Raw genomic sequence first — 26,613 nt, forward strand, 5'->3', positions numbered from 1 at the left:
TTACGCAGAGAAAAACAAGAGGTCAGCGCCAATCTGCTCATAACGCGCATATAACGTCCGGGGGGCGCGGATGCGGCCACCGGGCTGAGAACAGCGCGGCCGGGGACGTTTGGACGGGGCGACGCACGGCTATGTCGCATACGGCGCCGCGGGGGGCCGCAGCGAGAACTACGGAGCGTGCCGATGCGAAGACAGTTCATCAACGAGCCGGGCGACGTGGTGTCCGAGGCGTTGGAGGGGTTCGCCGCGGCCTGGCCGCGCCACGTGCGCCTCAACGCCGACCCCGCCTACGTCGTACGCGCCCGACCCGCCGCGGACAAGGTCGCGGTGGTCTCCGGCGGCGGCTCGGGCCACGAGCCCCTGCACGTGGGCTTCGTGGGCACCGGCATGCTCGACGCCGCCGTGCCGGGGGCCGTCTTCGCCTCCCCCACCGCCGTGCAGATCCGGGCGGCCTCGCAGGCGGCCGACACCGGCCGGGGAGTCCTGCACGTGGTCAAGAACTACACCGGCGACGTGCTCAACTTCCGCATCGCCGGTGAGCTGCTGGCCGACGCGGGTGTACGCAGCGAGATCGTCCTGGTCGACGACGACCTGGCCACCGACACCGGCGACGGCGGGGGTCCGGGACGCCGGGGCACGGCGGCGGTCGTGGCGGTGGAGAAGGTCTGCGGCGCCGCGGCCGAGCGCGGCGCCGACCTGGCGGAGCTGGCCGCGCTCGGGCGCCGGGTGGCCGAACGCAGCCGCACCCTGTCCGTGGCGCTGGCCGCGGGCGCCCACCCGGGCGAGTCGCGGCCCTCGTTCGAGCTGCCCGAGGACGAGGTGGAGTTCGGCGTGGGCATCCACGGCGAGCGGGCCCGGCAACGGCGGGCCTTCGGCCCCTCCCGCGAGCTGGTGCCCCCGATGGTCTCGCCGCTGGTGGAGGAGCTGGGCCTGGGGCGCGGGGACCGGGTCATCGCCATCGTCAACGGCCTGGGCGCCACACACGACTTGGAGCTGTACGGGGTGTTCCGCGAGGCGCGGCGCGTCCTGGACGACGCCGGGATAGAGGTCGCCCGCTCCCTCGTGGGGTCCTACGTGACCTCCCTGGACATGGCGGGCTGCTCGGTCACCCTGACGGCGGCCGACGACGAGGTGCTGGAGCTGTGGGACGCTCCGGCCGCCACACCCGCGCTCACCTGGTAGAACGTCCGTCCCACCACAGTCCGAACGGGAGCACCGGCATGGCAGAGCAGCTCAGTCCCTCCGACGTCGAGCGGTGGGTGCAGGCCTTCATCGGCGCGGTCGAGGAGGAGGGCGCACACCTCACCGACCTGGACCGCCGCAGCGGCGACGGCGACTTCGGCACCAACATGACCACCGCGCTGCGCCGTACGCGCGAGGCCCTGGCCGACACCGCCGCCACGGGGTCGGCCGGACAGCCCTTCGAGGTGATGGCGGAGACCTTCCTGGGCCACAGCGGCGGCACCAGCGGCCCGCTGTTCGGCATGTGGTTCCGCGAGTTCGGCAAGGCGGGCGCGGGCGCGGAGGCGTTCACCCTGGCGATGGTGGCCGAGGCCACCGCGAACGGGTGGGCGACCCTGCACCGGCTGGGGTCGGCCGAGGTCGGGGACCGCACCATGGTCGACGCCGTCGCCCCGGCCTCGGAGGCGCTGGCCGGGGCGGTGGCCAGCGGCGCGGGGCTGCACGCCGGGCTGCGGGCGGCCGCGGAGGCCGCGCGGGAGGGCGCCGACGGCACCAGCGAACTGCTCGGCCGCCGGGGGCGCACCAGCTACGTGGGCGAGGCCGCCCTGGGCAGCCCGGACCCCGGCGCGGTGACCGTCGCCCTGTTCTACCGGGCCGCGCAGGGGGTCGTCGGCGTCTGAGCCGTGCGCGGCCGGGACCGCGCGAAGGTCCGCGGCGGGTCCGGCCTCCGCCGGGGCACGTCCTCGGCGGAAGGCGACCATGCCGCCGGCCCCGCGGCCCGGTCAGGCTCCGCCGAGGTACTCCACGAAACGCACCCCGATCCCGCCCGGGCCGCAGCTCACCCCGACCATGCGGCCGGTGAACCCGCCCGCGACCTCGGTCGACAGGTAGCGTCCGTCGATCCTGGCCAGCTCGGTGGCGCCCTGGGGGGTGCGGACCGCGGCGACGACCACGTCCGGTCCCCGTTCGCGGCTGTACTCGGGCGCCGTCGAGGGCTCCACCCGCAGTTCGAGCACCGTGTCGGCGGACGCGGGCGCCTCCCCCAGCACGCTGGTGAGCGGTCCGATCCGAGCGACGGCGCGCACCCGCCCGCCCCCGACCTCCAGGGCGAACCGGTGGGCGGGATCGACGCGGACCTCCAGGGCGCCAGCGCCCCCGTCCGCGTCGATCCCGGCCCGGACGGTCATGGTCGTGTGCTCCTGGCGGCGGCCGACGAACACCTCCTCGTCCCCGGGAGGCGACATCCGCCACCGGTCCCCCGACCACCGCAGCACCCGGTCGGGGAAGACCCCGGCGCCGACCCAGCCGGGGCCGAGCTTCCCCTCGCCCAGCGAGGCGCGCACCCGCGGCGGCTCCCCGGGCTCGACCGGTCCGATCACCACGGGCCAGCCGTCGCGCCAGGCGACGTCGGCGGCGAAGGTCTCCCTGCCCAGCACGTGCCACCCGGGGAAGGAGCCCGAGGGGCGCACCCCCAGGAACACCGCCGCCCACGACCCGTCCGGCCGCTCGACCAGGTCGGCGTGGCCGGTGTTCTGCACCGGGCCCGGCGTCCCCCTGGCGGTCAGCAGGGGGTTGTGCGGACAGGCCTCGAACGGGCCCTCCGGCGAGGGCCCCCGGGCGACCGTCACCGCGTGTCCGGGGCCGGTGCCGCCCTCGGCGACCACCAGGTACCACCACCGCCCCACCCGGTACAGGTGCGGCGCCTCCGGATCCCGGCCCCCGGTACCGCTCCACAGCGGACGCGGCCGGGACAACAGCTCACCGGTGGCCGGGTCGAGGACGGCCTGGCGGATGCCGCCGTCCGACCACGTGAGCAGGCACCTGCCGTCCCCGTCCCAGGCCAGGTCCGGGTCGATGCCGTCCGCGCCGCGGATCCGCACCGGGTCGGACCAGGGACCGGCGGGGTCGGTCGCCGTCATCAGCAGGTGCCCGGGGCCGTCGGAGACGTTGGTGGTCACCAGGAAGAAGGTGCCGTCGTGGTGGCGCAGGGTCGGGGCGTAGACGCCCGAGGACGGCGCGGCGCCGGACAGCACCAGCTGGGAGGGCCGGTCCATCACCGCGCCGACCCGCTCCCAGGACACGAGGTCCGACGACCGGAACAGGGGGACCCCGGGGGCGTACTCGAAGCTCGAACACGCCAGGTAGAACACGTCGCCGACGCGGCACACCGTGGGGTCGGGATGGAAACCGCCGAGGATCGGGCGGGTCGGCAGAACGCCGCCTCCGGGGAGAACTTCGGGCTCGGTCACCCCCCGAGTGTGACACGCCCCACCCCGACCGGAACGGGGCGGGGCGGGCCGGGTCGGGTCGGGCGTTCGACCCGGGTCGGGTCGGACGGTGCCAGCCCCACAGTGCGAACCCCACAGTGCCAGCCCCTTGCAACGCCGAGTCCCTGAGAGGTGGAGGCCCCTGCTGTAGCGGCAGCGAAGGCAGTGGGTGTCCGGGGACTCCGTTCAACGCCCTGGTTGCGGATGGTGGCCGGTGGTGGCGTCGCCAGCTGCCGCGAGGTGGTGCGGGGGGGTGACCAACGGTTGGTGTTCGGGGATGGTGGGGCTCTGCTGCGTTGGCGCCAAAGGCAGCGGGTGTCTGGGGGCTCCGATCAACGACCTGGTTGCGGGTGGTGGTCGAGGTAGCGGCGTCAGCTGCCGCGAGGTGGTGCGGGAGGGCGATCAACGGTTGGTGTTCGAGGGTGGTGGGGCTTTGCTGCGTTGGCACCAAAGGCGGCGGGGCTGTCGGGCCTCGGGCAGCGGTGCCGGCCCCTGGGGTGGGGGTGGGCGACGGTGGCAGCGACCACGGTGGGCGCGGGGCCCGGGCCGCCTGTCGGGCGCGGGCATGCCGGGGACCGGCACGACCCGGGAGTCATTCCCGGGGCGGTGGATCCGGATCCCCGCCGGGCGGGTGGTCTCCTCCCCGTCCCCGCCGCTGTCCTTGGCGGTGTGTGCGCAGTTCGCGTTGGTACTTGGCCCGGTTGTGCGGCCCGCACAGCGGTTGGAGGTTGGCGACCACGGTGCGCCCTCCCCGGGAGAACGAGGTGACGTGGTCGGCTTGACAGAGGGCGACTGGCACTTCGCATCCGCCCGGGTGGGCGCAGGTGGCGTGTCCGTGGAAGGCGGCGGTGCGTTGGCGGGTTGAGGCCAGGCGGCGGCTGTGGCCCACATCCAACACCTGTCCGGTGGGCGGTGCGGTGAGCATCCGCACCACCTCGGAATCGGCGGCGAGTTCGTGGACCAGCCCGACCGGGATCACCCGACCGTGCTCGTCCAACGCGGGAACCTCTTGGCCTTGGGCGTCCAGGTAGGTCTGCACGGGCACCACGATGCGGATCTGCGCCAATGGAGCCGGAGCGTTGGCGCATCCGGTGTGGGTGGTGGCGAAACGCAGCGCCGCGATGAGCGCGTCGTGCTCGCGCTGGGACCGGGACCGGGTGTCCTGGTCCGAGGGTGGGGTGGTGAAGGTGTCGATGGCCGCGCGCACGATCAACGCATCCCCGGACCCGCCCCAGGCCTGGAGTTGGTAGCTGCCCTGGAACGTGTCATGGACCGTCAGTCCACGGGCGGCATGGGCGGCTTCGTGGTCGCGGTCCAGGCGGTGGGGGTCCAAACGGTAGGCGACCTGGCGGGCCACCGACTGGAGCTGGTTGACCGACAACGCGGGCCGCTCCGCCTTGGCGGCCACCAGAGCCGCTTCGAACCCCTGCCGATACTCCCCCTGATCGGGGAAATGCTGGGCGTCGCGGGTCTGGACGGCTTTGTCGGTGGCTTTGGCGATCGCGACCGCCTCACCCAACACCACCCTGCCCTCAGCTACTGCTTGGGCAGTGGCGGGCAGCGTCTCCTCCTGCACGTGCTGGGCCAGGCGGGCCAAATCCTTGGCCTGGGCGGTGGGCATCGTGCCGTGGTGCACCAACCACTTGTCCAGCGTGGAGTAGCCGCTGTAGCGGGCGACCTCACCACGTGCGTACAGGCGCGCCATCCGCGTCAACGCCTGATACCGGATCTGGTCCAGCTGCGCCCACAGCGCCGCGATCTCCTCAGCGGCGGCCTCGTCGGCCCCGGGCGGGACTTCGGCGTTCAACGCCTGGTGGAGGACCTCGCGCGCACCGGCCAGCGCGGCCACGGCCGGGGAACATTCCCCGGGGGCCGCCTCGGGCGCTGCGATCATCATCTCCATACTTCTTATTATAAGCCAGCGCCCGCCATTTCTCCACTATTCACAGAGCGAATATGAAGTCTTTCCTTCTGGGGTCCGATCCTCATTGGTGCTCCATGTTTAAGTCAGGCTCAAAAGGTGTCCGAAAATGTGCCCTCGAAATAACCGATTGTCGCTGGTGCGATCGTTGCCCGCGCTGACCGCAGGGTCCGGGGTCGTTGCCCGAGGCCGGAGGGCCTGCTTGCCGTTGGTGTCGACGCAGCAGAGCCCGACCATCCCTACACCCTGGGCGTTGGTCGTCCTCCGGTGGCCGCTCCCGCCTTTGGTGCCGCTTTTCGTCGGATGCCCAACTCTTCACCGGCCCCGACCGCTCTCCGTCGTCCGTACCCTTTCGCGGCAGCTGGCGCGCTTTCGTTGCCGCCAGAAACCCCCGACGAGAAGGGCGTAGGGGAGAGACCTGTGGGCGGCCCCTCCCTGCCCCTCGATCCATTATCCTTATTGGTCGCCGAGTGTTTCAGGGCATGCCACAGCGCCTACTGGGTGGGATCCCCCCTATTTCCAGGAAACCATCACCACGCCACCCACGGCCACCCCCAACTCCCACCTGTGGAAAACACGGGAACGGCCCCGGACGGATCGCCCGGGGCCGGAACACTGTCTGGAGGAAACGGAAACCGGTCAGGCCTCGATGGTGAGCTCGCCCATCCGGTCCCAGCCCTCGCCCTCCACGACCCGGCTGACGATGAGCGGGGTCTCGGTGAGCAGCGGCTTCATGGCGGCCAGCCCGTCACGGAAGTGGTCGCTGTTGACGTGCGCCTCGGCGGCGCCGTCCTTGAACGCCTCGACGAGCACGAACTCGTTCTCGCGCTCGACGCTGCGGGACCACTCGAACCACAGGTTGCCCGGCTCGGCGCGGGTGGCCGCGGTGAAGTCGGCGACCGCGTCCAGGAAACCGTCTCCTACCTCGGGCTTGACCCGGAACTTGACGACGATGAGGATCATCGCCCCTCCTCCTTGTCGGTGCTGCGGGACACGGTGTGCCGCGCCCCGTCCCCACTTTCCCAGAACCGGCGACCACGGCGACCACCGGACAAACCGGGGCGCAACTAGACGAATCAATGTGCACCTGGACGGACCGGGGTGCACCGGTCCACGGACGCGGGACGGTCTCAGGGACGCAGGAGCGGCTCCTCGCCCTCCGGCCCCACGGTGCCCACGCCGCCCTCCGGCCCCACGGTGCCCGCGCCGCCCTCCGGCCCCGCGATGCCCACGGCGCCGCGGTAGCCGTCCCCCTCCAGCGACGACATCGCGTCGAGCGCGGCGTCGGACACGGGCAGCAGGTGGGCGTCGACCCAGGTGTCGCCCGTGGCGCCGTTGGTCCAGGGGTCCTCGACCACGAGCGCGTCCGGCACCGCCCCGTGGCAGAGCACCCAGTGCGGCACGTCGAAACCCTGCATCGCGGCCAGGGAGACCAGCAGCAGGACGCGCTCCCCCCGGCCGATCGCTTCGCGGATGTCGGCCGTGGACAGGCGGCGCGGATCCACCGGGACCCCGGCCCGCGCCGCGTCCTCCCGCGACGCGCGCTGGAGGACCGCGCGCCACTCCCTCTCGTCCCCGGCGTAGGAGTCGAGCATGACCGGCCGGTCCACGTCGAGGAACACCGTGACGGGCGACGACGGCCACGCCCGGCGCACGGCCACGCCCAGCCCGACGGGCTCGCAGGCGGGGAAGTTCGTCGCGTCGCGCCACAGCGTCAGCTCCGCCGGGCGGTCCAGGGACTCGCGGGGCACCGCCCCGGCCTGCACCTGTGCGACCAGGGCGGTGACGGCGCCGCACGTGAAGTTCGTGGACTGGCGGTAGTACGGCGGCTCCGCCTCAGCCGGACCCTCCCCCAGCCAGCGCACGTGACCGGCGGGCGGACGGTTCCCGTCCCCGCCCTCCCCGCGCGGGGCCTCCAGCGGCGCGAAACCGGCGGCGGAGGCCTCCTCCGCGCCGACCGTCCACCCCTCCCACTTGACCTGTACGAGCCCCCGGCCCCGCGCGTGGGACAGGACCGCCGCCGCGGCGGCGGGCACGTCGCCGACGGCGTCGACGATCTTGGCGTAGGCGGTGCGCGGGCGCGCCGTCACCAGCGCGGCGGCGGCCCAGCCCTCCCCCGCCCCGTCGGGCACGGCCACGATCTCGGGCGCGTGGGCCGAGCGGTCGACCGCTCCCCAGCGTTCGAGCACCCGGTCGGGGGCGATACGCGCCAGGGGCGCGGGCACGGCGGCCGGGTCGAAGGGGACGACGACCGGGGCGGGCGCGTCGGGGCTGTGGGACGGCATTCGGCACTCCTGGTGCGGATCAGAGGGGATCGGCGGTTCACGCGCGGGAGCGGCGCAGCAGCCAGACGAGGTAGGGCGCGCCGACCAGGGCGATCATGAGCCCGGCCGGCAGCTGGGCCGGGGCCAGCAGCGTGCGGCCCAGGGTGTCGGCCACGCAGACCAGCAGCGCGCCCAGCAGCATCGCGACCGGAACGCTGCGCCCGTGGCGGGCGCCGACCAGCGCGCGGGCCAGGTGGGGCGCCACGAGCCCGACGAAGCCGACGACCCCGACCGCGACCACGCTGACGGCAGCCAGGACCGCGGCGACGGTGAGCAGCACCAGCCGCGTCCGCTCCACCCGCATGCCGAGGATGCGGGGCGTGTCCTCGTCCACGGCGATCAGGTCGAGGTGGCGGGCCAGGCCGAGCATCAGCGGCGCCGCCAGGACGAGCGCCACGGCGACCGGCACGACCTCCGGCAGGGTGCGCCCGTAGGTCGTGCCGGACAGCCACGTGAAGATGCGCGGGGTCTGCCAGGGGTCGGCGCGCAGGAGCAGGAACGTCGTGACCGCGCTCAGGCTGTATCCGCACCCGATGCCGATCAGCACGAACCGGTCCGGACGCAGCGCGCCCCTCCAGGCCAGCGCGGCGATCAGCGCGAACGTGGCCAGGCCCGTGAGGACCGACATGGTGACCAGCGACGGCAGGCCGCTGCCGGGGCTGGCGGTCACCACGATGACCGCCCCCAGCCCGGCTCCGGCGGTGATGCCCAGCAGACCCGGCTCCGCGAGCGGGTTGCGCACGGTGCTCTGGACGGCGCTCCCGGCCAGGCCCAGCGCCGCTCCGGCGAGTACGGCGGCGGCCACCCGGGGGAACCGTTCGTCCAGGGACCGGCCGATCAGGTCGGGTGCGCTCCCCTGGAGCCACAGGGCGATGTCGCCCGTGCGCAGCCACAGGCTGCCCGCGAGCAGGCCCACGAGCGCCGCCGAGACGAGCAGGGCCGCCGCGACCAGCAGGACGCCGAGGAAGCGCCGCCGCGTGCGCGGTCCGGTCCGCGCGCCCGGCGGTCGGCGCACCGGGCCCGCGTCGCGCAGGCGCAGGGCCAGGACCACGATGAGCAGGCCGCCGAGCACGGCCGTGGGCACCCCCGTGGGGATCGAGGCGGCGCCCTCGGCGCCGAGCAGCGCGCGCAGCCCGGCGTCCGCGAGCAGGATCAGGAGGGCGCCGAGGAGCCCGGAGGCGGTCACGAGCAGCAGGTGCCTGCGCAGCGGCCGGATCCGTCCGGCGAGCAGGCGCGCCAGCACGGGCGCGCCCAGACCGACGAAGGCGATCGGACCGGCCAGCGTCACCGCCGCTCCGGTGAGGAGCACGGCGCAGAGCACCGCGGCGGTCCGGGTCGAGCGCAGGGGCACTCCGAGCGAGGCCGCGGTGTCGTCGCCCAGGCCCAGCACGTCCAGCCTTCGGCTCAGCAGCAGCGCCACGCCCAGCACGACCGCGATGAGCGGCATCGCGCGCAGGGACGCGTCGATGTTGAGCTGGGCCAGGGAGCCGCTCCCCCAGGCGAAGAGGCCGGTGGTGTTCTCCTTGAACAGGATCAGCAGCATCGCGGTCGCCGCGTCCAGGGCCATCGCGGTCGCCGAACCGGCCAGAATCAGCCGCGTCGTGGCCGTTCCGGCGGCGTTGCCCGCCAGTGCCAGCACGAGCGCGGCGGCCAGCAGCCCCCCGGTGAAGGACACCAGACCGGAGGCCCACAGCGGGACGGCGAACCCGAACGCGGCGACCAGGGTCAGGGCCAGGTAGGACCCCGCCGTGACCGCGAGCGTGTCGGGAGAGGCGAGCGCGTTGCGCGTGACCGACTGCAGCAGCGCCCCGGCGACGCCGAGGGCGAAGCCCACGGCCACACCGGCGAACAGGCGCGGAAGCCGCGATCCGGCCAACACGTCGCCGACCGGAACCCCGTCGACGGCCTCCCGCTCCCCGGCCGCGTAGCGCACCAGGTCCCACCACCCCACGCCGGAGGTCCCCTGGGTGAGGTGCCACACGGCCACCGCGAGGATCGCGGCGACCAGTCCCGCGAGGACCGCCGCCCCGGCGGCGCCGCCGCGCGCGCCGACGCGCGGCAGCGGGGGCCTCCGGGGCGGGGCCTGAACCGGTCCGCTCATTACTGCGTGATCGCGTCGGCGAAGGCGTCGACCGCCTGCGCGGTCGAGCGCGGGCCGCCCGCGCCCCAGATCCGCGGGGGGAAGGCGTGGGCCCGGTTCTCCTCCACGGCCGGGAGGGAGTTCCAGATCGGGTTCTCCTCCAGCGCCTCCACGTAGCCGCCGACGCCCTCGTCGTTGGCGTAGAAGAGGTTGGCCCCGCCCACGGCGGTGAGTCCCTCGACGTCGGTCTGCGCCAGGCCGTAGGAGGGGTTGACGCCGCCGTCCCCGTAGGCCTCGTTGATCTCGTCGGTCCAGACCGGGGTCATCCCGAGCTCCTCGCCGAGGGCGGTGAACAACGCGCCCTCGCCGTAGGGGCGGATGGTGAGGTTGCCGCCCTGGAGCCACCCGTCGAAGTACAGGAAGTCCTTCGTCGGCAGGTCGGCGGAGGCCACGCGCTCCTTGGCCTCGGCGAGGTGGGCGTCGAACTCCCCGATCACCTGGTCGGCCCGCTCGGTGCGCCCCGTGGCCTCACCGATCATCTGGAAGACGCTCCGCATGTTCCCGACGGGGTCGGCCGGGTCGGCGCCCAGCGTGACGAGGACGGGCACCCCGCGCTCCTCCAGCTGCGCGATGATCTCGTCGTCGGCGCTGAAGGCCTCCACGATGACCAGGTCGGGGTTCTGCGCGTACAGGGTGTCGAGGTCGGGCTCCTCACGGTTGCCGATGTCGGTGACGCCCTCGGGCAGCTCCTCCGCGCTCACCCAGGTGCTGTAGCCCTCGGTGTCGGAGACCGCCACGGGGGTGACGCACAGGGTGAGCGCGTCCTCGACCTGCTGCCACTCCAGGACGGCGATGCGCTCGGCGGGCTGGTCGAGCTCCACCTGTCGGCCGACACCGTCGGTCAGCGACACCGGGCCCGTGGAGGTGGTCGTGGTGTCCTCGGCGCAGCTCTGGGAGGCGGGCGCGGCGACGCCGCCGGTCTCGGGCTCCTCGACGCTGGTGGTGCCGCATCCTGTCGCGGCGAGGGCGAGGGCGGCGCAGGCCGCGGTCGCGAGACGGGGGAGACGGGTCATGGGTGGTTCTCTCTGTTCTGTTCCGCGGTGTTCGGGTGGTCCGCGTTCGCGGACCGGGGACGGGCCGCGTGGCGGCCCACGGGGTCGATGCGCAGGCGGCCGGTCCGGGGGTCGTGGGCGACCTCGACCCGGATGCCGTAGACCTCGCTGAGGTTGCGGCTGGTGAGGACCTCGGCCGGGTCGCCCGCGGAGTGGACGCGTCCGGCGCTGAGCAGCAGCAGCGTGTCCGCGACGCGCGCGGCGTGGTCGAGGTCGTGCAGCACGACGCCGACGGCGACCCCGTGGTCCTCGGCGAGGTCGCGGATCAGGTCGAGGGTCTCGACCTGGTACCGCAGGTCCAGGTGGTTGGTGGGCTCGTCCAGCAGTACGACGCCGGTGTCCTGGGCCAGGCAGGTGGCGAGCCACACGCGCTGCATCTCTCCGCCGGAGAGCTGTCCGGCCGCCCGGTCGGCCATGTCCCGCACCCCGGTGGCCTCCATGGCGTGCTCGACGGCGCGCCGGTCCTGGTCGGAGAGCCCCGCGAGGCCGCGCCGGTAGGGGTGGCGTCCGAACGCGACGACGTCCCTGACCGCCAGGCCCTCCGGCGTGGGCCGGGCCTGGGCGAACAGGGTGACCTCCCGGGCGAACCGGCGTGCGCTGAGCAGGGAAGCCGGGCGCCCGGGTTCCCCGTCCCCGCCGCCGAGCGTGACCTGTCCCTCGTCGATGCGGTGCAGTCGGGCGAGCGAGCGCAGGAGTGTGGACTTGCCGCTGCCGTTGGGCCCCACCAGGGCGGTCACGCGCCCGGCCTCCAGGGACAGCGAGGCGCCGTGGACGACCGTGGAACCGCCGTAGCTCAGGACCAGCCGGTCCCCGCTCAGGGCGTGCGCCCGCGTCACGGCGCTGGGCACGCCGGGCGTGCCGGGACCGCGGCGGCCGTGGCGGAGGACGGACGCGGCACGGCGCGGACGGAGCCGCGGACGGCGTGCGCACACTGCCCGACCAGCGGATACGGCCGGACACGGGTACGGGCGCCCGAACGGGAGATTAGGTTAGCCTTCACTCACTCAGAATAGATTCGGCCGCTCCGTGGCTGCAATCAGGACTTCCGGACACCGGATACGGAATTCCGGTCAACGGCCGCCCGGGAAGGGCCGAAGTACGTCCCCGGGGTGGTGCCCATCACGCGCCGGAAGGCGTCGATGAAGGTGCTGGTCTGGGCGTATCCGAGGAGTTCGGCGGCGTCCTGCACCTCGCGCCCCTCGCCGAGCAGCAGGAGCGCCCGGTGGATGCGCAGTGACTGCCGCCACTGCGCGAACGAGAGCCCGGTGGCGGCGCGGAAGGCGCGGCTGATCGTGCGGGGGCTCACGCCCAGGTCGCGCGCCCACTCCTCCAGGGAGCGGTCGTCGGCGGGGTCGCGCAGCAGGGCGTCGGCGATCACGTCGGCCCGGGCCTCGCCGGGCAGGCGCAGCGCGAGCTGGGGCAGCGACGGCTCCAGCACGTCGAACACCACCGCCTCCGCGCGCGAGCGCGCCCCGGCGTCCAGGTCGGTGCGGGCCAGGCGCATCAGCAGTGACTCCAGCACCGGGGTCATCGCGATGGCCGTGGGGCCCTCGAAGGCGACCGGCGTGCGGTCCGGGGCGAAGAAGGCGGTGTGGAGTTCGGCCCCGGCCGTCAGCCGGCCGGCGTGCACCTCCCCGGCGGGCACCCACAGCCCGCACCCCTCGGAGACGGTGAAGACGCGGTCGCCGACGCGGGCGGTCAGCGCCCCGCAGCGCACCCACACCAGTTCGTGCGCGGGGTGCGCGTGCGGCTCCCACTCCGCGGGGGCGCCCGGCGCGTGGGACTCCGCGATGATCACGAAGGGCGCCGCGGCCCCCTCCGGAAGCGGGGCGGCCCGCCGCACCAGGGTGCTCGGCTCGCGCCGCCAGGTGCCCAGACCCGCGCCCTCCCCGGAGGGCGCGGCCGTCCCGGGCGGTGCGCTGCCGGTACGCTCCGGAAGCGGAGATATGGGCGACATGTCCTTATTGTCGCAGTCGGCGTCGGGTACGGCGTCCCGGCGGGGCACCCGTGGACGCGGCCCGCACGCGGAACGCGGGGGGACACCGACCCGCACGGACGGCCCCGGCTCCTCCCCCGCCCGGTGACCCGTCAGCAGTGTTTACCCTCACACGGACACGCGCCGCGGCCTGCGATAGTGTGGAACGTCGTCGTCGCGCCGCCCGCGGTGGGACCCGGGAACCGCTCTTCTCCCTCGTCCCCCGCCGTGAGTGCCCGTCGGCGACCGGGCAGGGCTGCGTTCGACGCTCCGCCCCACTCCATGCCGCGCCTGCCGCGCTGGCCGTGAGACCGGGCGGTCGTTCCCGGCGGCCGCCACGCGCGCACAGCGCATGGAGCTTCAGATACCGGCTGCGGCGCGTCCCGGCCGGTGCTTCCATTCGAGGGGCTTCCTCTACTCCATGTTCTCCACTCTGCGCTCACGCGCGTCCGCGCGAGGCAGACGTTCCGATCCCTGGGTCATGAGCGTGTCCGGCGCCCTGATGACCGCCTTCGTCCTCGCCGCCCTGGTCGCCCCCCGCGCCATGGGCTCCGCCGTGGACGCGGCCTTCACCTGGTCCGCGCGCTGGTTCGGCGCCTACTGGCAGCTGCTGATGCTGGCCACCTTCGTCGTCATGACCGTCCTGGCCTTCTCCCGCTACGGGCGGGTCCGCATGGGCGGCACCGACAAACCCGAGTTCAAGCGGTTCACCTGGATCGCGATGGTCGTCACCACCCTGCTGGCCGCCGGAGGGGTGTTCTGGGCGGCGGCCGAACCCATCGCCCACTACGCCTCCCCGCCGCCGCAGTACGCCGACCAGGTCGACGGCGGAGCCGAGGGCGCGGCGGTGGCGCTGGCGCAGAGCTTCGTGCACTGGGGCTTCATCGGCTGGGCCGTCGGCGGCGCGCTGGCCACCCTGGTCATGATGCGCGGTGTCGAGAAGGGCATGCCGCTGCGCCCGCGCACCCTGCTGTGGCCGCTCCTGGGCGAGCGGGTGCGCACGCACTGGATCGGCGCGGTCGCCGACATCAGCTGCGTGCTCGCCGTGGTGGCCGGGACCGTGGGGCCGATCGGCTTCCTCGGGCTCCAGATCTCCTACATCTGCAGCGAGCTGTTCGGGCTGCCCGACACCTACGCCGTCCAGGCGCTGATCATCCTGGGCCTGACCGCGGTGGCCGCGGTGTCGGTGCTGAGCGGGATCCACAAGGGCATCCAGCTGCTGAGCCGGGCCAACGTCTGGGTGGCCCTGGCGCTCATCGCCGTCATCGTCGGCATGGCGTCGCTGCCCTTCGTCGTCAACCTGTTCCTGCAGGCGAGCGCCGTGCACGCCCGGGAGTTCCTCCCGATGGCGCTGTACCGGGGCGACGAGCAGTGGCTCGGGTACTGGACGCTGTTCTTCTTCGGCTGGTTCCTGGGCTTCGGGCCCATGATGGCGGTCTTCTTCGCCCGCATCTCACGGGGCCGCACCGTGCGCGACATCTACGTCGGGGCGACGGTGGTGCCCTCGGTGGTGACCATGCTCTGGTTCACCGCGCTGGGCGGCACCGGCATCTGGCTGGAGCAGCGCGAGCCCGGCACGATCACGGGCCCCTACGCCGAGGACGGGCTGCCCGCGGCGGCGCTGGCCATCCTGGAGGCGCTGCCGCTGACCGGAGCGCTGGGCGTGCTGATGGTGGTCGTGGCGCTGATCTTCCTGGCGTCCACGCTCGACTCCATGTCCTACACCATCGCGGTCTCCAGCATGCACGAGGGAGAACCCTCGGGCCTGGTCCGCGCGTTCTGGTGCGTGGGGATGGGGCTGGCCGCCGTCGCACTGCTGCTGGTGGGGGACGGCGGGATCCAGGCGTTGCAGTCCTTCATCGTGGTGACCGCGGTGCCCGTCGGCCTGCTCATGCTGCCGACGCTGTGGACCACGCACCCGCTGCTGCGCGACATGGCGGTAGAGCAGGGCATCGTCGCCCCGCGCCCGTCACGGGACGGGGACGGCGACCACGCGCCGCGGGCCGGGGAGCCGGTCGGCCAGGCCTCCCCGTAGGAACCGCGCCGCGCCCGCAGGACCCGAGGCGGGTTCCGGGCGCGGCGCGGCCCGGGCCGTGGACGTCCCCCGGGGGTTCCAGGGGGCCGCCACGGCCCGGGCCGGGTGCGGACCTACCGCTGGCCGTCCCGGCCGGAGGCGGTGTCCGCGTCCCCCTTGGCGGCCAGCAGCGAGGCGTGGGTGGGCGCGTCGGGCACGTGCGCGGGCCGCCCGGCGGCGAACTCCTCGCGCAGCACCGGCACGACCTCCTCGCCGAGCAGGTCCAGCTGCTCCAGGACCGTCTTGAGCGGCAGGCCCGCGTGGTCCATGAGGAAGAGCTGGCGCTGGTAGTCGCCGAAGGAGTCGCGGAAGGTCAGCGTGCGGTCGATGACCTCCTGCGGGCTGCCGACGGTCAGCGGGGTCTCGCGGGTGAACTCCTCCAGGGAGGGGCCGCCGCCGTAGACCGGCGCGTTGTCGAAGTAGGGGCGGAACTCCCTCACCGCGTCCTGGGAGTTCTTGCGCATGAACACCTGTCCGCCCAGGCCGACAACGGCCTGTTCGGCCCTGCCGTGGCCGTAGTGCTCGAAGCGGCGGCGGTAGAGCGAGATGAGCTTCTTGGTGTGCGTGGCGGGCCAGAAGATGTTGTTGTGGAAGAAGCCGTCACCGTAGAAGGCGGCCTGCTCGGCGATCTCGGGGCTGCGGATGGAGCCGTGCCAGACGAAGGGGGGCACCCCGTCCAGGGGGCGGGGGGTGGAGGTGAAGCCCTGCAGGGGGGTGCGGAACTTGCCCTCCCAGTCCACCACGTCCTCGCGCCAGAGCCGGTGCAGCAGGTTGTAGTTCTCCAGCGCCAGCGGGATGCCCTGGCGGATGTCCTGGCCGAACCAGGGGTAGACGGGGCCGGTGTTGCCGCGGCCCATCATCAGGTCCACCCGGCCGTCGGCCAGGTGCTGGAGCATGGCGAAGTCCTCGGCGATCTTGACCGGGTCGTTGGTGGTGATCAGCGTGGTGGAGGTGGACAGGATGAGCCTGTCCGTTTTGGCCGCGATGTAGCCGAGCATCGTGGTCGGTGAGGAGGCCACGAAGGGCGGGTTGTGGTGCTCGCCGGTGGCGAAGACGTCCAGGCCGACCTCCTCGGCCTTGAGCGCGATGGTCACCATCGCCTTGACGCGCTCGGCCTCGGTCGGCGTACGGCCGGTGGTGGGGTCGGTGGTCACGTCGCTCACCGAGAAGATTCCGAACTGCATGGCCCGCTCCCCTAGGTATCTTCCAAAGAAGTAGTTTCCGATTAAACTATCATGCGGAACGCCTCGCGGCAGCCCCGCATTCCCCCGCGCACGCTGCCCGGTGGGCCCGCGTTCATCCACAGGCACGCTCCGTACCCACCGAATGTCACTCTCCCCTGGTATCCCTGGAAAAGCCGACAACGGCACGGTCACCGGGCGTCACGGCGACCGGAACGGCTGAACACGTGAAGGAGGAGGGCGCACACCCCCGGCCCGCGCGCCCGCAGCCCCATGGCCACCACCCTCGATCCCCGACGCCGCCTTCCCCACCAGGACCGAGACCGGACCGACCGCGACCCCGTGGTGCTCGCCGACGCGCTCGGCGACGTCATGACCGCCCTCACCGACGTGGACCCCGACCTGCTGGTCGTCACCGACCCCAGAGCCTGAGCTCCGGACGCACGGCCGCGAAGGACCCTCGCGCCGGGGCGGTTCCCGTCTGGTGGGACCGCCCCGGCGGCCACCGGCGTGCACCGCTCCCGCCCGGCGGCGACCCGCTCAGGCGTGGACCACGCCCTCGGGGTGCTCGGGCAGGAAGGAGCGCACCAGCTCGATCGGACCGACGAGGTGGGCGTTGAACGCGGCCAGCTCCCCGGCGGGCACCCGCAGCTCCAGGATCGTGCGCCCACCGGCCTGCCGCACCGGATAGCGGGAGGCGAAGTCCGCGTCCACGCGAAAGCGTGTGACGTGCCCCTCGCCGTCGCGTGGCAGGTTCCACTCGCGGGCGATGCGCACCGCGTAGTCCTCGTTGAGCACGGGGTAGAAGATCGGCTGCTCAGGCAGGCGCGGCGGCCACTCCCGCCAGCCCGAGTCCCCCACCAGGGCGAGTTCCGCGGGCCCGGTGGGCCGCCACAGGGTGAGGGTCGCGGGCATGGGAACCGCCTCCTTGGGTAGAGCGTGGTCAGGAGCTTAGGAAGAGCGGGGACAGTCCGCACCCGCTTTTTACCGGACGATCCGAAAATCGGTCCGTCCAGCGGGAACACCTCCTACAGACGAAGCGTTCTTACAGGTGAAGCGCCCCAGACCGAACCCCGATCCCCACCACCCGCACCCAACCCGCAGGTCCTGTGAGGCGCACACCACAATCCATGCGCGGATGTCAGCGCTCGTGTCGGCAATGGGGGTTTCCGGCACGTACTCAGCCGCTACATCCGCCTTCCCAGCGGCCAGACCGCACTCAGTGCACCCTGGCCGCGCCCGCTGTGGCCCGCGTTGGGGGACGCGGGCCACAGCCATGTCCGGGGGCTTTCACCCCCTCCCCCGCCAGGCCCGTGATCCTCCTCCGCCCCGACGGGCTTCGGCACCCCACGGTCACCAGAAATGACACAGTGGGATGGACACACGCATTCCGCCCCCTCCCGGCTCCCGGACGTCCCCACGCGCCGGGCCGCACCGGTCCCTTCCCCTTCCTCCCGGTACGGGCGGCCGCCGAAGGCGTGCCCGTCCCACGAGCGCGCGAGGGACCACGACCGCGGCGGCGACGGGACCCCGGACCGGTCCGCGAGGGGCACACGGCGAAGGAGCCCTCCTTGAACAGACCGAACGAGTTCCCCCGGGGCCGACCGGTGGTGCTGCGCGGCGGCACGGTGCTGCCCATGGACGACGCGCGCACGGTCCTGCCCGACACCGACGTCCTGGTCGTCGACGACCGCGTGGCCGCCGTGGGACCGCGCCTGCCGGTACCCGAGGGCACCACGGAGATCGACGCCTCCGGCGGCCTGGTCATGCCCGGCATGATCGACACCCACCGCCACATGTGGCAGACCGCCATGCGCGGCTACGGGGCCGACTGGACCCTCGCCCAGTACTTCGTCTGGTACTACCTCGAACACGGCACGCGGTTCCGCCCCGTCGACGTGCACGCGGGCAACACGCTCGCCGCCGTCGAGGCCCTGGAGGCCGGGGTCACCACCGTCGTGGACTGGTCGCACGGCCTCCAGACCCCCGAACACGCCGACGCGGCCGCCGACGCGCTGCTCTCGGTCCCCGGCCGCCACGTCCTGGCCTACGGCAACATCCAGCGGGCGCCCGCCGAGTGGGCCACCAGCCCCGATCTGCGCGCCTTCGTCGAACGCCACCGGGGCGACGACATGCTGGGCCTCCAGATCGCCTTCGACGTCACCGGCGACCCGGAGTTCCCCGAGAGGCCTGCCTTCGAGGCCGCCCGCGACCTGGGGTTGGCCGTCACCACCCACGCCGGGGTGTGGGGCGCCACCGGTGACGACGGCGTCCGGCTCATGCACGAGCACGGCTTCATGGGGCCCGAGACGGTGTACGTGCACGCCGCTTCCCTGTCCGCGGACTCCTACCAGCGCATCGCCGCCACCGGCGGGTCGGTGTCGGTCTCCACCGAGAGCGAGCAGAGCGCCGGCCAGGGATACCCGCCCACGTGGGCGATGCGCGCCCACGGCATACCGGTGTCGCTGTCGGTGGACAGCAGCGTGTGGCAGAGCGGGGACCTGTTCAGCGCCATGCGCGCCACCCTGGGCGCCGATCGGGCCCGCGAGCACCAGGAGGCGCACGGGCGCAGCGACACCGTCACCCACAGCGCCCTGCGCGCCGACCAGGTGGTGGAGTGGGCCACCCGGGGCGGGGCCGCCGCCCTGGGCCGCGACGACCTGGGCCGGATCGCGCCCGGCGCCAAGGCCGACCTCGTGCTGATCCGCAACGACGACTCGCCCGTGTCCTTCCCCCTGCTCAACCCCTACGGGCACATCGCCCTCCAGGCCCAGCGCGCCGACGTGCACACGGTCCTCGTCGACGGCCGGGTGGTCAAGCACGAGCACCGGCTGGTGGGCGTGGACCTGGCCGCCGTGCGCCGCGGTGTGGAGGCCACCGTCGAGCACCTGCGCGCCTCGGTCGGGGAGGAGGCCTGGACCGAGGGGATGAACCCCGACATCCCCGCGTCCAAGGTGCTGGACAACCCCTACACCTACACGGACTACCGCGACTCCGGCACCCGCGGCCGGTGAGCGCGGCGCCCGCGCGGAGACGGGCCGGTGCCAGAATGTGGGTCCGGGCCCGAGGAGGCCGGGCGGCCCCGCGACCGCCGCCGGTCGCGGGGCGGTCGGCGTCCCGGGGCACCGGGCGGCGGCGCGAACCGGAGGAGGCAGATGTCGGAGAACGGGACGGGCGCCCATCGGCACCCGACGATGGCCGACGTGGCCGCGCACCTGGGGGTCTCGCGGCAGCTGGTCTCGCTGGTGCTGGGCGACCGCCCGGGCCCGAGCGCGCGGACCCGGGAGCGGGTCCTGCGCGCCGCCGAGGAGCTGGGGTACCGGGCCGACACCGCCGCACGGCTGCTGCGCCGGGCGCGCAGCCGACAGGTGGGCGTGCTCTTCGGCCTGGAGTACCCGATGGACGCCCACCTGGTCGAGGAGCTCTACCCCGCCGCCGCCGAACTCGGGTACGGCGTGGTGCTGAGCGCGATGGCCAGCACCCGCAGCGAACGCGAGGCGATCGACGAACTGGTGGGGCTGCGCTGCGAGGCGCTGATCCTGATCGGCCTGTCCGCGGAGGCGCCCGCGGACCTGGCGCGGGTCGCCGAACGGGTCCCCGTGGTGGAGATCGGCCAGCGCACCGGCGCGGAGGGGACCGACAGCGTGGGCACGGACGACGCCGCGGGCGTGGGCCAGGCCGTCGGGCACCTGGTGGAACTGGGCCACCGCGACATCGTGCACGTCGACGGCGGCGGGCTCCCGGGGGCCGGCGGGCGCGCGCGGGGCTACGCCGAGGCGATGCGCGGGTACGGCCTGGGCGGGCGCGTCGAGGTCCTGCCCGGCGACTACTCCGAGGAGGCGGGCGCGCGGGCGGCGCGGGTGCTCCTGGCGCGGGAGGCCCTGCCCACGGCCGTGGTCGCGGCCAACGACCTGTGCGCGTTCGGGCTGCTGGCGACACTGGTCCGCGCCGGGGTGAGCGTGCCCGGGGACGTCTCGGTGGTGGGTTACGACGACAGCCGGACCGCGCGGCTCTCCTTCCTCCAGCTCACGTCGGTGCGCCAGGACGCGGCGCGCATGGCGCGGCTCGCCGTCCGCTCCGCGTCCGAGCGCCTGGACGGCGGGCGCACCGAGAGCAGGCATCTGCTGCTGGAGCCCGCCCTGACGGTGCGCGGCAGCACCGCTCCCCCGCGCTGAGGGCCCTGCGGCCCGGGACGCCCGTGGCCGGTGTCCTGCGACGTTTCCGACGGTGGGCGCGCCGCTAAGAGCCACATCACACGCGCGGACGGTTGGCACAGGTCCGGAAAAGTCCGACACTGGAATTGGCACGTGCCAAATCACCCTCCGCTGTCATTCGGCCCCGCCGGGCCCCGGAAAGCCCGAAACCCCGCGACCCGCGGCGCCCGGCACCCGTGAACCCCGACCGACCCTTCGAAGGGGACCCACCCATGCCTCTGGCCCTGCTCGCCCTCGCCGTCGGCGCGTTCGCCATCGGCACCACCGAGTTCGTGATCATGGGACTGCTGCCCGAGGTCGCCGCCGACCTCGGCGTACCGGTTCCGACCGCCGGATACCTCATCTCCGCCTACGCCCTGGGCGTGGTGGTCGGCGCACCGCTGCTCACCGCGCTGAGCACGCGGTTGCCCCGCAAGACGGCGCTGCTGGTCTTCATGGGGCTCTTCCTGGTGGGCAACCTCGCCACCGTCCTGGCCCCGTCCTTCGGCGCCGTGTTCGCCTCGCGGGTCCTGGCCGGACTGCCCCACGGCGCCTACCTGGGAGTGGGCTCGCTGGTCGCGGCGCACCTGGCCGGTCCGGGGCGGCGGGCCACGGGCGTCTCGCGGATGTTCCTCGGCCTGACCGTGGCCAACATCGTCGGCGTGCCCGCGGGCACCTTCCTGGGCCAGGCGATGGGCTGGCACGCGGCGTTCCTGGTCGTGGCCGGGATCGCCCTGCTCGCCCTGCTCGGCGTCGCGGTGTTCGTGCCGCACCAGCCCGCGGCCTCCGGCACGGGCCTGCGCCACGAGATGCGCGAACTGGGCCGCTCCCAGGTCGTCCTGGGCCTGGTCACGGCGGTCTTCGGGTTCGCCGGGGTGTTCGCCGTCTACAGCTACGTCTCGCCGATGATGACGGAGCTGGCGGGCATGTCCGCGTCCGGGGTGCCGATCGTCCTGGCCCTGTTCGGCACCGGCATGACCCTGGGTTCGCTGATCGTGGGACCCCTGGCCGACCGGGCGCTGCGCCCGACGATCTACGGGTCGCTGGCCGCGCTTGCGGTGGTGCTGGTGGTGTTCACGGTGACCGTGCACAACCCCTGGACGGCCGCGGTGACGGTGGTGGTCCTGGGCGCGGTGGGGTTCGGCGTGGCCACCCCGCTCCAGGTCCTGGTGATGAACAAGGCCGCCGAGGCGCCGACGATGGCGGCGGCCTCCAACCACTCGGCGTTCAACCTGGCCAACGCCGCCGGGGCGTGGCTGGGCGGCATCGGGATCAGCGCGGGCCTGGGGTACACCTCCCCGGCCGCGATCGGGGCGGTGCTGGCCGTGGTGGGCCTGGGCATCGCGGTGTTCGCGGGCGTCCTGGACCGCCCGGGGCGGCGGCGCGACCGCGAAGGCCGGACGGTGGCGGCCCCGGAGCCCAGCGCCCTGCGCTGACCCCGGGACCGGGAGGGAGCCCCGTTCCGAAACCCTGGGCGGGGCGCGCCCTCGGGCCGGGAACGGGGCGAAGGGGGACGACGGAGGCCTGCCCGGTGTCCTTCGGCGCGGACCTTCCGAGGCCCCGGGCCCGCGGGCAGCCTGCGGCGCGGTCCCCCGGCGAAGGCCCGCGCCGTCCGGGCCGACCGTCCTCCTACTCCACCCGGACGAACCGGATGAGGACGGACTCCCCGAACTCCAGTTCCTCCCAGCCGAACTCGCTCTCCCCGACGGATGTGGCGGACGTGCAGGAGACCAGCGACCAGGGGGACTCCGCCCCCGACAGCCCGGGGACCGACTCCCTCACCCCCACGCAGGCCAGCTCGCCGTCCACGAAGTGGGTGTGCACCCCGGTACCGGTGTACCCCAGGGCGAGCTCCGAGCGCCCGCCCTCGCTCCCCAGCAGCCCCGCCACCTCCAAGGCGCGGTCGCACGACATCCCCCAGGCGTCCGCGCGCACCTGCCAGACACGTTCGTAGAACTCGAACTCTCCGCAGGCGGGCGCGTGGAGCACCTCCAGGCGTCCGCCGCCGGACTCCTCCCCCTGCTGGGGGTCGACCACCTCCACGGGGCCGCCGACCTCGGTGAAGTCGGCCCGCACCCGCCACAGGGCTCCGGCGTACTCCATCCGCACCGGGCCGCCCCGCTCGTCGACCTCGACCAGGCCCCGCGCGTCCTCCTCGACCACCTCGCCGTCCACCACGAGCCGGGACGTGAGCGGGCCGGTGTACACCCGGCCGCCCTCCTCCCCGGCTCCGCCCGCCTCCAGGTCCGGCGACTCCGCCATCGTGCGCAGCGGGCCGGTGACCAGCTCGGGACCCAGGTCCTCGGCGGTGGCCTCCCACGCGGGCTCCACCGGCTCGGAGGCCTCGCCCTCCGCCAGGGCGGGCCCGTACACGTACAGCCGTCCGCCGCTGTCGGCGGCCGCGACGGACCCCTGTCCCATCACCTCGCCGCTGGCCAGGAAGACGTCACGGTCGGCCGCGTAGCGGTACTCGACGGTGGCCGTGCTCTCCTCCAGCACCGCCTCGACCGCCTGACCGGTCCGCGCGGCGACCTCCTCGGCGTGCGCGTCGCTGAAGCGGCGCTCGACCTCGACCACGAACCCGCCGCCCTCCTCCAGGGTGGTCGCGGCGGCGGTGACGGCCTCCGCCGGAGCACCGCTGACCCGGTCGTAGACCACGTACCCGCCGGTGGCGAGCCCGGCGGCGACCAGCACGCCCGCACCGGCCACCGCCGCCTTGGCCCCGGCCAGGGCGGTGAGGGTACCGCCGGCGGCCCCCGCCGCCGTGGTTCCGGTGGCGGCTCCCGCGGCACCGCCCGTACCGGTTGCGGCACCGCCGGTACCGGCCGCGGCCCCGCCAGCGCCCGTACCGGCCCCCGCGCCGCCCAGCGCGCCCGCGGTGATCCCGGCCGCCGAGAGCACGCCCACGGCGGTCGCCCACGCGGCGGGGTCGTGACCCGCGGAGTCGACCCCGCGCCAGTAGCCGCGCAGCAGGGCGCGCAGGGTCTCGGCGGCCGGGACCGGGCCGCCGCGTCCGCTCAGTCCGACCTCCTCGGGTTCGGGCAGCAGGGCGCGCATGAGCTCGACCGCGCGCGGGCGCCGCGCGGGGTCGTTGGCCAGGGCGGCCTCCACCAGCGGCAGGACGTCGTCGGGCACGCCCGCCAGGTCGTGTTGACCGGCGGTGACCCGCTGGCGCAGTTGCTCGGGGGTGCCGCGGCCGAAGGGTTCGCGTCCGGTGGCCGCGAGCGCCACCAGGGCGCCCCAGGCGAACACGTCGGCGGCCGGGTCGGCGACCGCCCCGGTGTAGCGTTCGGGCGCCACCCAGCCGGGGGTGCCGTAGGAGGCGCCCCGGTCGTTCGCGCGCGTGGTGCCGACGGCGGTGGCGATGCCGAAGTCGACGATCTTCGGGCCGTCCGGGGACAGGATGACGTTGCCGGGTTTGATGTCGCGGTGCGCGATCCCGGCGGAGTGCAGCGCGGCCAGGCCCTCGGCGGTGCCCGCCGCGAACGCGCGCAGCATCTCCCCCTCCAGGGGGCCGAAGGCGCGTACGTGGGCGCGCAGGTTCCGGCCGGGGACGTAGTCGAAGGCCAGCCAGGGCACGCGTGCCGTGGTGTCGGCGTCGTACAGTCGCGCGGTGCTCACACCCCGGGCGCGGGCCAGCATGTCCACCTCGCGGGCGAAGGCCTCGCGGTGGCCGCGTCCGCGCGCGAAGCGGGCGTGCACGGTCTTGACGGCCACGCACCGCCCGCTTCCGTCGATTCCGCCGTAGACGGCGCCCATGCCGCCCGCGCCGATCCGCCCCACGATCCGGTAGGGGCCGAGCGTTCGCGGGTCGCCCTTCTCCAGGGGTTCGAGGCCGGGCGGGAGGCCGGTGTCGCGGGGCGGCGGGGGGACGGGGGCGGGCGTGACGGTCATGGGGTCCTTCTCGTGCGGCGGAGGACGGCGCCCTCCCTACGCCCGTGGGACGCGCGATCGCCCCCGTGTGTTCGCGCCCCCTGCCCGGCTCCGACGACGCGGAATCGCCCAGGACGGGACGGAACCAGGCCCTGGCGGGGGCTGATACGTGGCCCTTCCTCGCACATGCCGGGGCCGGGACCGTCCTGTGACGGCCCCGGCCCCGGTCGGTCATTGCGACGGGGCGCCCGTGCCCCGGTCCTGGTGCTCCGAGGTCTCGACTAAACCCTCGGCAGGAGACCTTCCATCACGGTGTAGACGTCGTGGGGGAAAGCGACTCCCTGGAGGAGGAAGACCGTGCCGAGAGCGCCCGTCCAGGGACGGTCGACGCCGTCCGTGTATCCGGCGCCTCCGATCACCACGTCGCCGTCGGCGTGCCAGGCGCCCTCGCGTTCCGCGTCCTCCTGCCGGACACCGTCGACGTAGAGGGCGAGTGTTCCGTCCACGTGGTCGTAGATACCGGTCAAATGGGTCCACCTCCCCGTCTCCGCCCAGGCGGAGGCGACGCGGCTGACCTCAGCTCCCTCGGAGTCCCCGGCCGATGTCTCGAAGACCCACGCCTCCAGTTCGGCGTCGTACCCCAGCACGAACCCACCGGTGTGCTCGCCGCTCTGGGAGAGCGCGACGGCGTCGGAGCCGCCCTCGTCCAAACGCACCCACACCGAGGCGGTGAAGCTGCGGTCGGTGCGCACAGCCGCTCCGTCCGTGCGCAGGTGCTCCTGCGCGGTTCCGTCGAGAAGGATCGCGGAGGTGTAGGTCCAGTCGTTGAACGCCCCCTCCCACACCGTCGCGGGGTCACCGTGCAGTGTCGCGTCCAGGCCGTGGTCGGAACCGTCCGCGGCGGCCGCACCACCGCTCTCCTCCAACATCCACCGGCCCTCCAGGGCCAGCGGCAGGTTGGCGTGCTGCCACACCTCCGACCGCTTGGTGCTGGTGTAGGGCGCGTCCTCGACGATGAGGAGGCGGTCCCATACCTTGACGTGATCGACCGCTCCCGGCCAACTGCCCGAGAAGGCGTCCGCTTCCCGGCCGCCTCCGATGACGAACGGGCCCTCAGCGTTCCAGGCGGAGTCCCACGCGGCGCTTCCCTGATGGGCGCCCTCGACGTAGAGGGCGATCTCTCCGGTTTCCGGATCGTGCTGACCGCTGAGCTGTGTCCACACGCCCGCCTGAGCGGGAACGGTGGAGACCACGCGCTGGTCGAACCCGGCCTGCGGTCCGTCCTGAGAGGCTGTCTGGAACACCCATGCCTCCTCGGAGGCGTCGTAACCGAGCTGGAAGCCGCTCAGATGTTCGCCGTCCTGGGAGAGGGCGACGGCGTCGGTGCCGGTCTCGTCCAACCGGACCCAGGCCGACACCGCGAAGGCCTCCGAGGTGTCGACGACCGCCGTGTCGGTGCGCAGGTGTCCGTCAGCCGTGGCCACGGCCGTGCCCTCCAGCCGGTAACCGCTGCCCTGGCGCTCGCCCACGCGGCCACGGGTCCAGGCGATGCCGCCGTCCCCCGTAGCAGAGCGGTCCTCTGACATGACGTCCGAGGCGCTCGTCCCCTCACCTTCGTCGAGGAGGAAGTAGGCCACGGGGTCGGCCAGGGAAGCCACCAGGACCTCGTACACCAACTCGCACGCGGAGGTGTTGCCGTAGGCGTCGACGCTCCGGGCGTAGATCCACTGGGGTCCCGACCTCTGCGGTGTGACCGAGACGGTGGCGGAGGCACCGGGCTCATCGAGTTCCACCCGGGTGTTGCACAGGGGTTCCAGGCCGAGGTTGTACTCGTAGGAGACCGCGTCCAGCGTTCCGTTGTTGGCGAAGGTGAACTCCGCTGTCCGACCGGGTGCTCCCTGGAAACCACCGTTGGGAAGGTAGTCGTCGGAGGTGACCAGCGGAGGCGCTTCGGGTCCGTCGGTGTTGACTTCGATCCAGCACCACTCGGACCACTCACCCGGCTCCTGGTTGTCATGGCCGCGCGCGCGATAGCGCATGAGGGTGTCTTCGGGCAGGCCGCTCGCGGTTACCGACAGCGGATAGGGGTCACGGCCGGGGTGGTGCCAGGTATGGGTCGACTCGGCCGCGCCGAGGAGTTCGTCGGTGCCCTCCAGGCTCCACTCGAACTCGGCCCTGATCCGTTGTGCCCCGGTCTCGGAGTCGGGATCGCGGAAGACTCCTCTCAGGAGGGGTGCTGTGCTGCCGATAAGTGTGGGGGCATCCTGGTCGGTGGAGCACACCCTTCCCCGCGCGGTGAGCGTGGCGGTGTCGGGCCGGTCCGGAGGACGGTTGTCGTCGGCGAGCGCCTGCGACGGGGAGAGGAGTGACAAGGCCAGTACCGAGGCGGCCGAGACCGCCGTCGTACGGGTCAGGGAACGACGCATGAGGG

Annotated in this window: 19 protein-coding genes; 7 read left to right on the forward strand and 12 right to left on the reverse strand. The window is 73.7% G+C overall.

The window, feature by feature from the left end:
- The first annotated feature begins 183 nt into the window (after positions 1-183).
- Positions 184-1,182 (forward strand): dihydroxyacetone kinase subunit DhaK, encoded by a 999-nt coding sequence (locus UIS43_RS05920; RefSeq protein WP_358171999.1) that lies wholly within the window; start codon positions 184-186, stop codon positions 1,180-1,182.
- A gap of 38 nt (positions 1,183-1,220) precedes the next feature.
- Complete coding sequence (locus tag UIS43_RS05925) at positions 1,221-1,862, forward strand: DAK2 domain-containing protein (protein WP_013153485.1); 642 nt, start codon at positions 1,221-1,223, stop codon at positions 1,860-1,862.
- Between the two features lie 102 nt (positions 1,863-1,964).
- Here UIS43_RS05925 and UIS43_RS05930 read toward each other — a convergent pair whose 3' ends face one another.
- The 8 genes from UIS43_RS05930 to UIS43_RS05965 form a co-directional block, all read right to left on the reverse strand.
- A complete protein-coding gene (locus UIS43_RS05930) occupies positions 1,965-3,431 on the reverse strand; it encodes a family 43 glycosylhydrolase (RefSeq protein WP_370012682.1) in 1,467 nt (488 codons plus the stop codon).
- A 610-nt stretch (positions 3,432-4,041) separates the two neighbouring features.
- Complete coding sequence (locus tag UIS43_RS05935) at positions 4,042-5,343, reverse strand: DUF222 domain-containing protein (protein WP_370013231.1); 1,302 nt, start codon at positions 5,341-5,343, stop codon at positions 4,042-4,044.
- A 666-nt stretch (positions 5,344-6,009) separates the two neighbouring features.
- A complete protein-coding gene (locus tag UIS43_RS05940) occupies positions 6,010-6,333 on the reverse strand; it encodes a putative quinol monooxygenase (protein ID WP_019611536.1) in 324 nt (107 codons plus the stop codon).
- A gap of 167 nt (positions 6,334-6,500) precedes the next feature.
- Complete coding sequence (locus tag UIS43_RS05945; protein WP_370012685.1) at positions 6,501-7,655, reverse strand: peptidase C39 family protein; 1,155 nt, start codon at positions 7,653-7,655, stop codon at positions 6,501-6,503.
- 37 nt (positions 7,656-7,692) lie between these two features.
- Positions 7,693-9,795, reverse strand: a complete 2,103-nt coding sequence (locus UIS43_RS05950; RefSeq protein ID WP_358457824.1) for an iron ABC transporter permease — start codon at positions 9,793-9,795, stop codon at positions 7,693-7,695.
- Positions 9,795-10,847, reverse strand: coding sequence for an iron-siderophore ABC transporter substrate-binding protein (locus UIS43_RS05955; RefSeq protein WP_071622225.1), 1,053 nt, complete (start codon positions 10,845-10,847; stop codon positions 9,795-9,797). Before UIS43_RS05955 ends, UIS43_RS05950 begins: the two co-directional genes overlap by 1 nt.
- Positions 10,844-11,734 carry an ABC transporter ATP-binding protein gene (locus UIS43_RS05960; RefSeq protein WP_117199016.1) on the reverse strand — a complete coding sequence of 297 codons (891 nt, stop codon included), beginning with the start codon at positions 11,732-11,734 and terminating at the stop codon, positions 10,844-10,846. The genes UIS43_RS05955 and UIS43_RS05960 overlap by 4 nt, the downstream gene beginning before the upstream one ends.
- Positions 11,735-11,922: 188 nt before the next feature.
- Positions 11,923-12,843, reverse strand: a complete 921-nt coding sequence (locus tag UIS43_RS05965) for an AraC family transcriptional regulator (RefSeq protein WP_198048797.1) — start codon at positions 12,841-12,843, stop codon at positions 11,923-11,925.
- A gap of 499 nt (positions 12,844-13,342) precedes the next feature.
- Between UIS43_RS05965 and UIS43_RS05970 the strand changes: the two genes are divergently transcribed.
- A complete protein-coding gene (locus UIS43_RS05970) occupies positions 13,343-14,896 on the forward strand; it encodes a BCCT family transporter (protein WP_232051672.1) in 1,554 nt (517 codons plus the stop codon).
- Between the two features lie 113 nt (positions 14,897-15,009).
- On the opposite strand, the gene UIS43_RS05975 is transcribed toward UIS43_RS05970, so the two are convergent.
- Positions 15,010-16,119 (reverse strand): LLM class flavin-dependent oxidoreductase, encoded by a 1,110-nt coding sequence (locus UIS43_RS05975; RefSeq protein WP_370012689.1) that lies wholly within the window; start codon positions 16,117-16,119, stop codon positions 15,010-15,012.
- 270 nt (positions 16,120-16,389) lie between these two features.
- Between UIS43_RS05975 and UIS43_RS05980 the strand changes: the two genes are divergently transcribed.
- Positions 16,390-16,548 carry a hypothetical protein gene (locus UIS43_RS05980; protein ID WP_013153496.1) on the forward strand — a complete coding sequence of 53 codons (159 nt, stop codon included), beginning with the start codon at positions 16,390-16,392 and terminating at the stop codon, positions 16,546-16,548.
- Positions 16,549-16,656: 108 nt separating this feature from the next.
- Here UIS43_RS05980 and UIS43_RS05985 read toward each other — a convergent pair whose 3' ends face one another.
- A complete protein-coding gene (locus UIS43_RS05985; RefSeq protein WP_370012691.1) occupies positions 16,657-17,031 on the reverse strand; it encodes an ADP-ribosylation/crystallin J1 in 375 nt (124 codons plus the stop codon).
- Between the two features lie 656 nt (positions 17,032-17,687).
- Between UIS43_RS05985 and UIS43_RS05990 the strand changes: the two genes are divergently transcribed.
- The 3 genes from UIS43_RS05990 to UIS43_RS06000 all read left to right on the forward strand — a co-directional run bounded on the left by UIS43_RS05990 (position 17,688) and on the right by UIS43_RS06000 (position 21,745).
- Entirely contained in the window at positions 17,688-19,130 is a 1,443-nt protein-coding gene (locus tag UIS43_RS05990) for an amidohydrolase family protein (RefSeq protein WP_370012693.1), read from the forward strand.
- 141 nt (positions 19,131-19,271) lie between these two features.
- Positions 19,272-20,291, forward strand: coding sequence for a LacI family DNA-binding transcriptional regulator (locus UIS43_RS05995; protein WP_013153499.1), 1,020 nt, complete (start codon positions 19,272-19,274; stop codon positions 20,289-20,291).
- 251 nt (positions 20,292-20,542) lie between these two features.
- Positions 20,543-21,745, forward strand: coding sequence for an MFS transporter (locus tag UIS43_RS06000; RefSeq protein WP_013153500.1), 1,203 nt, complete (start codon positions 20,543-20,545; stop codon positions 21,743-21,745).
- A 193-nt stretch (positions 21,746-21,938) separates the two neighbouring features.
- Here UIS43_RS06000 and UIS43_RS06005 read toward each other — a convergent pair whose 3' ends face one another.
- Both UIS43_RS06005 and UIS43_RS06010 read right to left on the reverse strand, forming a co-directional pair.
- Positions 21,939-24,203, reverse strand: a complete 2,265-nt coding sequence (locus UIS43_RS06005) for a serine/threonine-protein kinase (protein WP_071622231.1) — start codon at positions 24,201-24,203, stop codon at positions 21,939-21,941.
- Positions 24,204-24,463: 260 nt separating this feature from the next.
- Positions 24,464-26,608: a LamG domain-containing protein gene (locus UIS43_RS06010; protein ID WP_370012697.1), complete on the reverse strand. Its 2,145-nt coding sequence runs from the start codon at positions 26,606-26,608 to the stop codon at positions 24,464-24,466.
- Positions 26,609-26,613: the final 5 nt, after the last annotated feature.

The sequence above is a fragment of the Nocardiopsis sp. LDBS0036 genome (assembly GCF_041228755.1).
Classification (GTDB): domain Bacteria; phylum Actinomycetota; class Actinomycetes; order Streptosporangiales; family Streptosporangiaceae; genus Nocardiopsis; species Nocardiopsis dassonvillei.

Coding starts and splice junctions, on each gene's coding strand:
- UIS43_RS05920 (WP_358171999.1), top strand. CDS start 184: ATGCGAAGACAGTTCATCAACGAGCCGGGCGACGTGGTGTCCGAGGCG.
- UIS43_RS05925 (WP_013153485.1), top strand. CDS start 1,221: ATGGCAGAGCAGCTCAGTCCCTCCGACGTCGAGCGGTGGGTGCAGGCC.
- UIS43_RS05935 (WP_370013231.1), bottom strand. CDS start 5,343: ATGATCGCAGCGCCCGAGGCGGCCCCCGGGGAATGTTCCCCGGCCGTG.
- UIS43_RS05940 (WP_019611536.1), bottom strand. CDS start 6,333: ATGATCCTCATCGTCGTCAAGTTCCGGGTCAAGCCCGAGGTAGGAGAC.
- UIS43_RS05945 (WP_370012685.1), bottom strand. CDS start 7,655: ATGCCGTCCCACAGCCCCGACGCGCCCGCCCCGGTCGTCGTCCCCTTC.
- UIS43_RS05950 (WP_358457824.1), bottom strand. CDS start 9,795: ATGAGCGGACCGGTTCAGGCCCCGCCCCGGAGGCCCCCGCTGCCGCGC.
- UIS43_RS05955 (WP_071622225.1), bottom strand. CDS start 10,847: ATGACCCGTCTCCCCCGTCTCGCGACCGCGGCCTGCGCCGCCCTCGCC.
- UIS43_RS05965 (WP_198048797.1), bottom strand. CDS start 12,843: ATGTCGCCCATATCTCCGCTTCCGGAGCGTACCGGCAGCGCACCGCCC.
- UIS43_RS05970 (WP_232051672.1), top strand. CDS start 13,343: ATGAGCGTGTCCGGCGCCCTGATGACCGCCTTCGTCCTCGCCGCCCTG.
- UIS43_RS05975 (WP_370012689.1), bottom strand. CDS start 16,119: ATGCAGTTCGGAATCTTCTCGGTGAGCGACGTGACCACCGACCCCACC.
- UIS43_RS05980 (WP_013153496.1), top strand. CDS start 16,390: ATGGCCACCACCCTCGATCCCCGACGCCGCCTTCCCCACCAGGACCGA.
- UIS43_RS05985 (WP_370012691.1), bottom strand. CDS start 17,031: ATGCCCGCGACCCTCACCCTGTGGCGGCCCACCGGGCCCGCGGAACTC.
- UIS43_RS05995 (WP_013153499.1), top strand. CDS start 19,272: ATGTCGGAGAACGGGACGGGCGCCCATCGGCACCCGACGATGGCCGAC.
- UIS43_RS06000 (WP_013153500.1), top strand. CDS start 20,543: ATGCCTCTGGCCCTGCTCGCCCTCGCCGTCGGCGCGTTCGCCATCGGC.
- UIS43_RS06005 (WP_071622231.1), bottom strand. CDS start 24,203: ATGACCGTCACGCCCGCCCCCGTCCCCCCGCCGCCCCGCGACACCGGC.
- UIS43_RS06010 (WP_370012697.1), bottom strand. CDS start 26,608: ATGCGTCGTTCCCTGACCCGTACGACGGCGGTCTCGGCCGCCTCGGTA.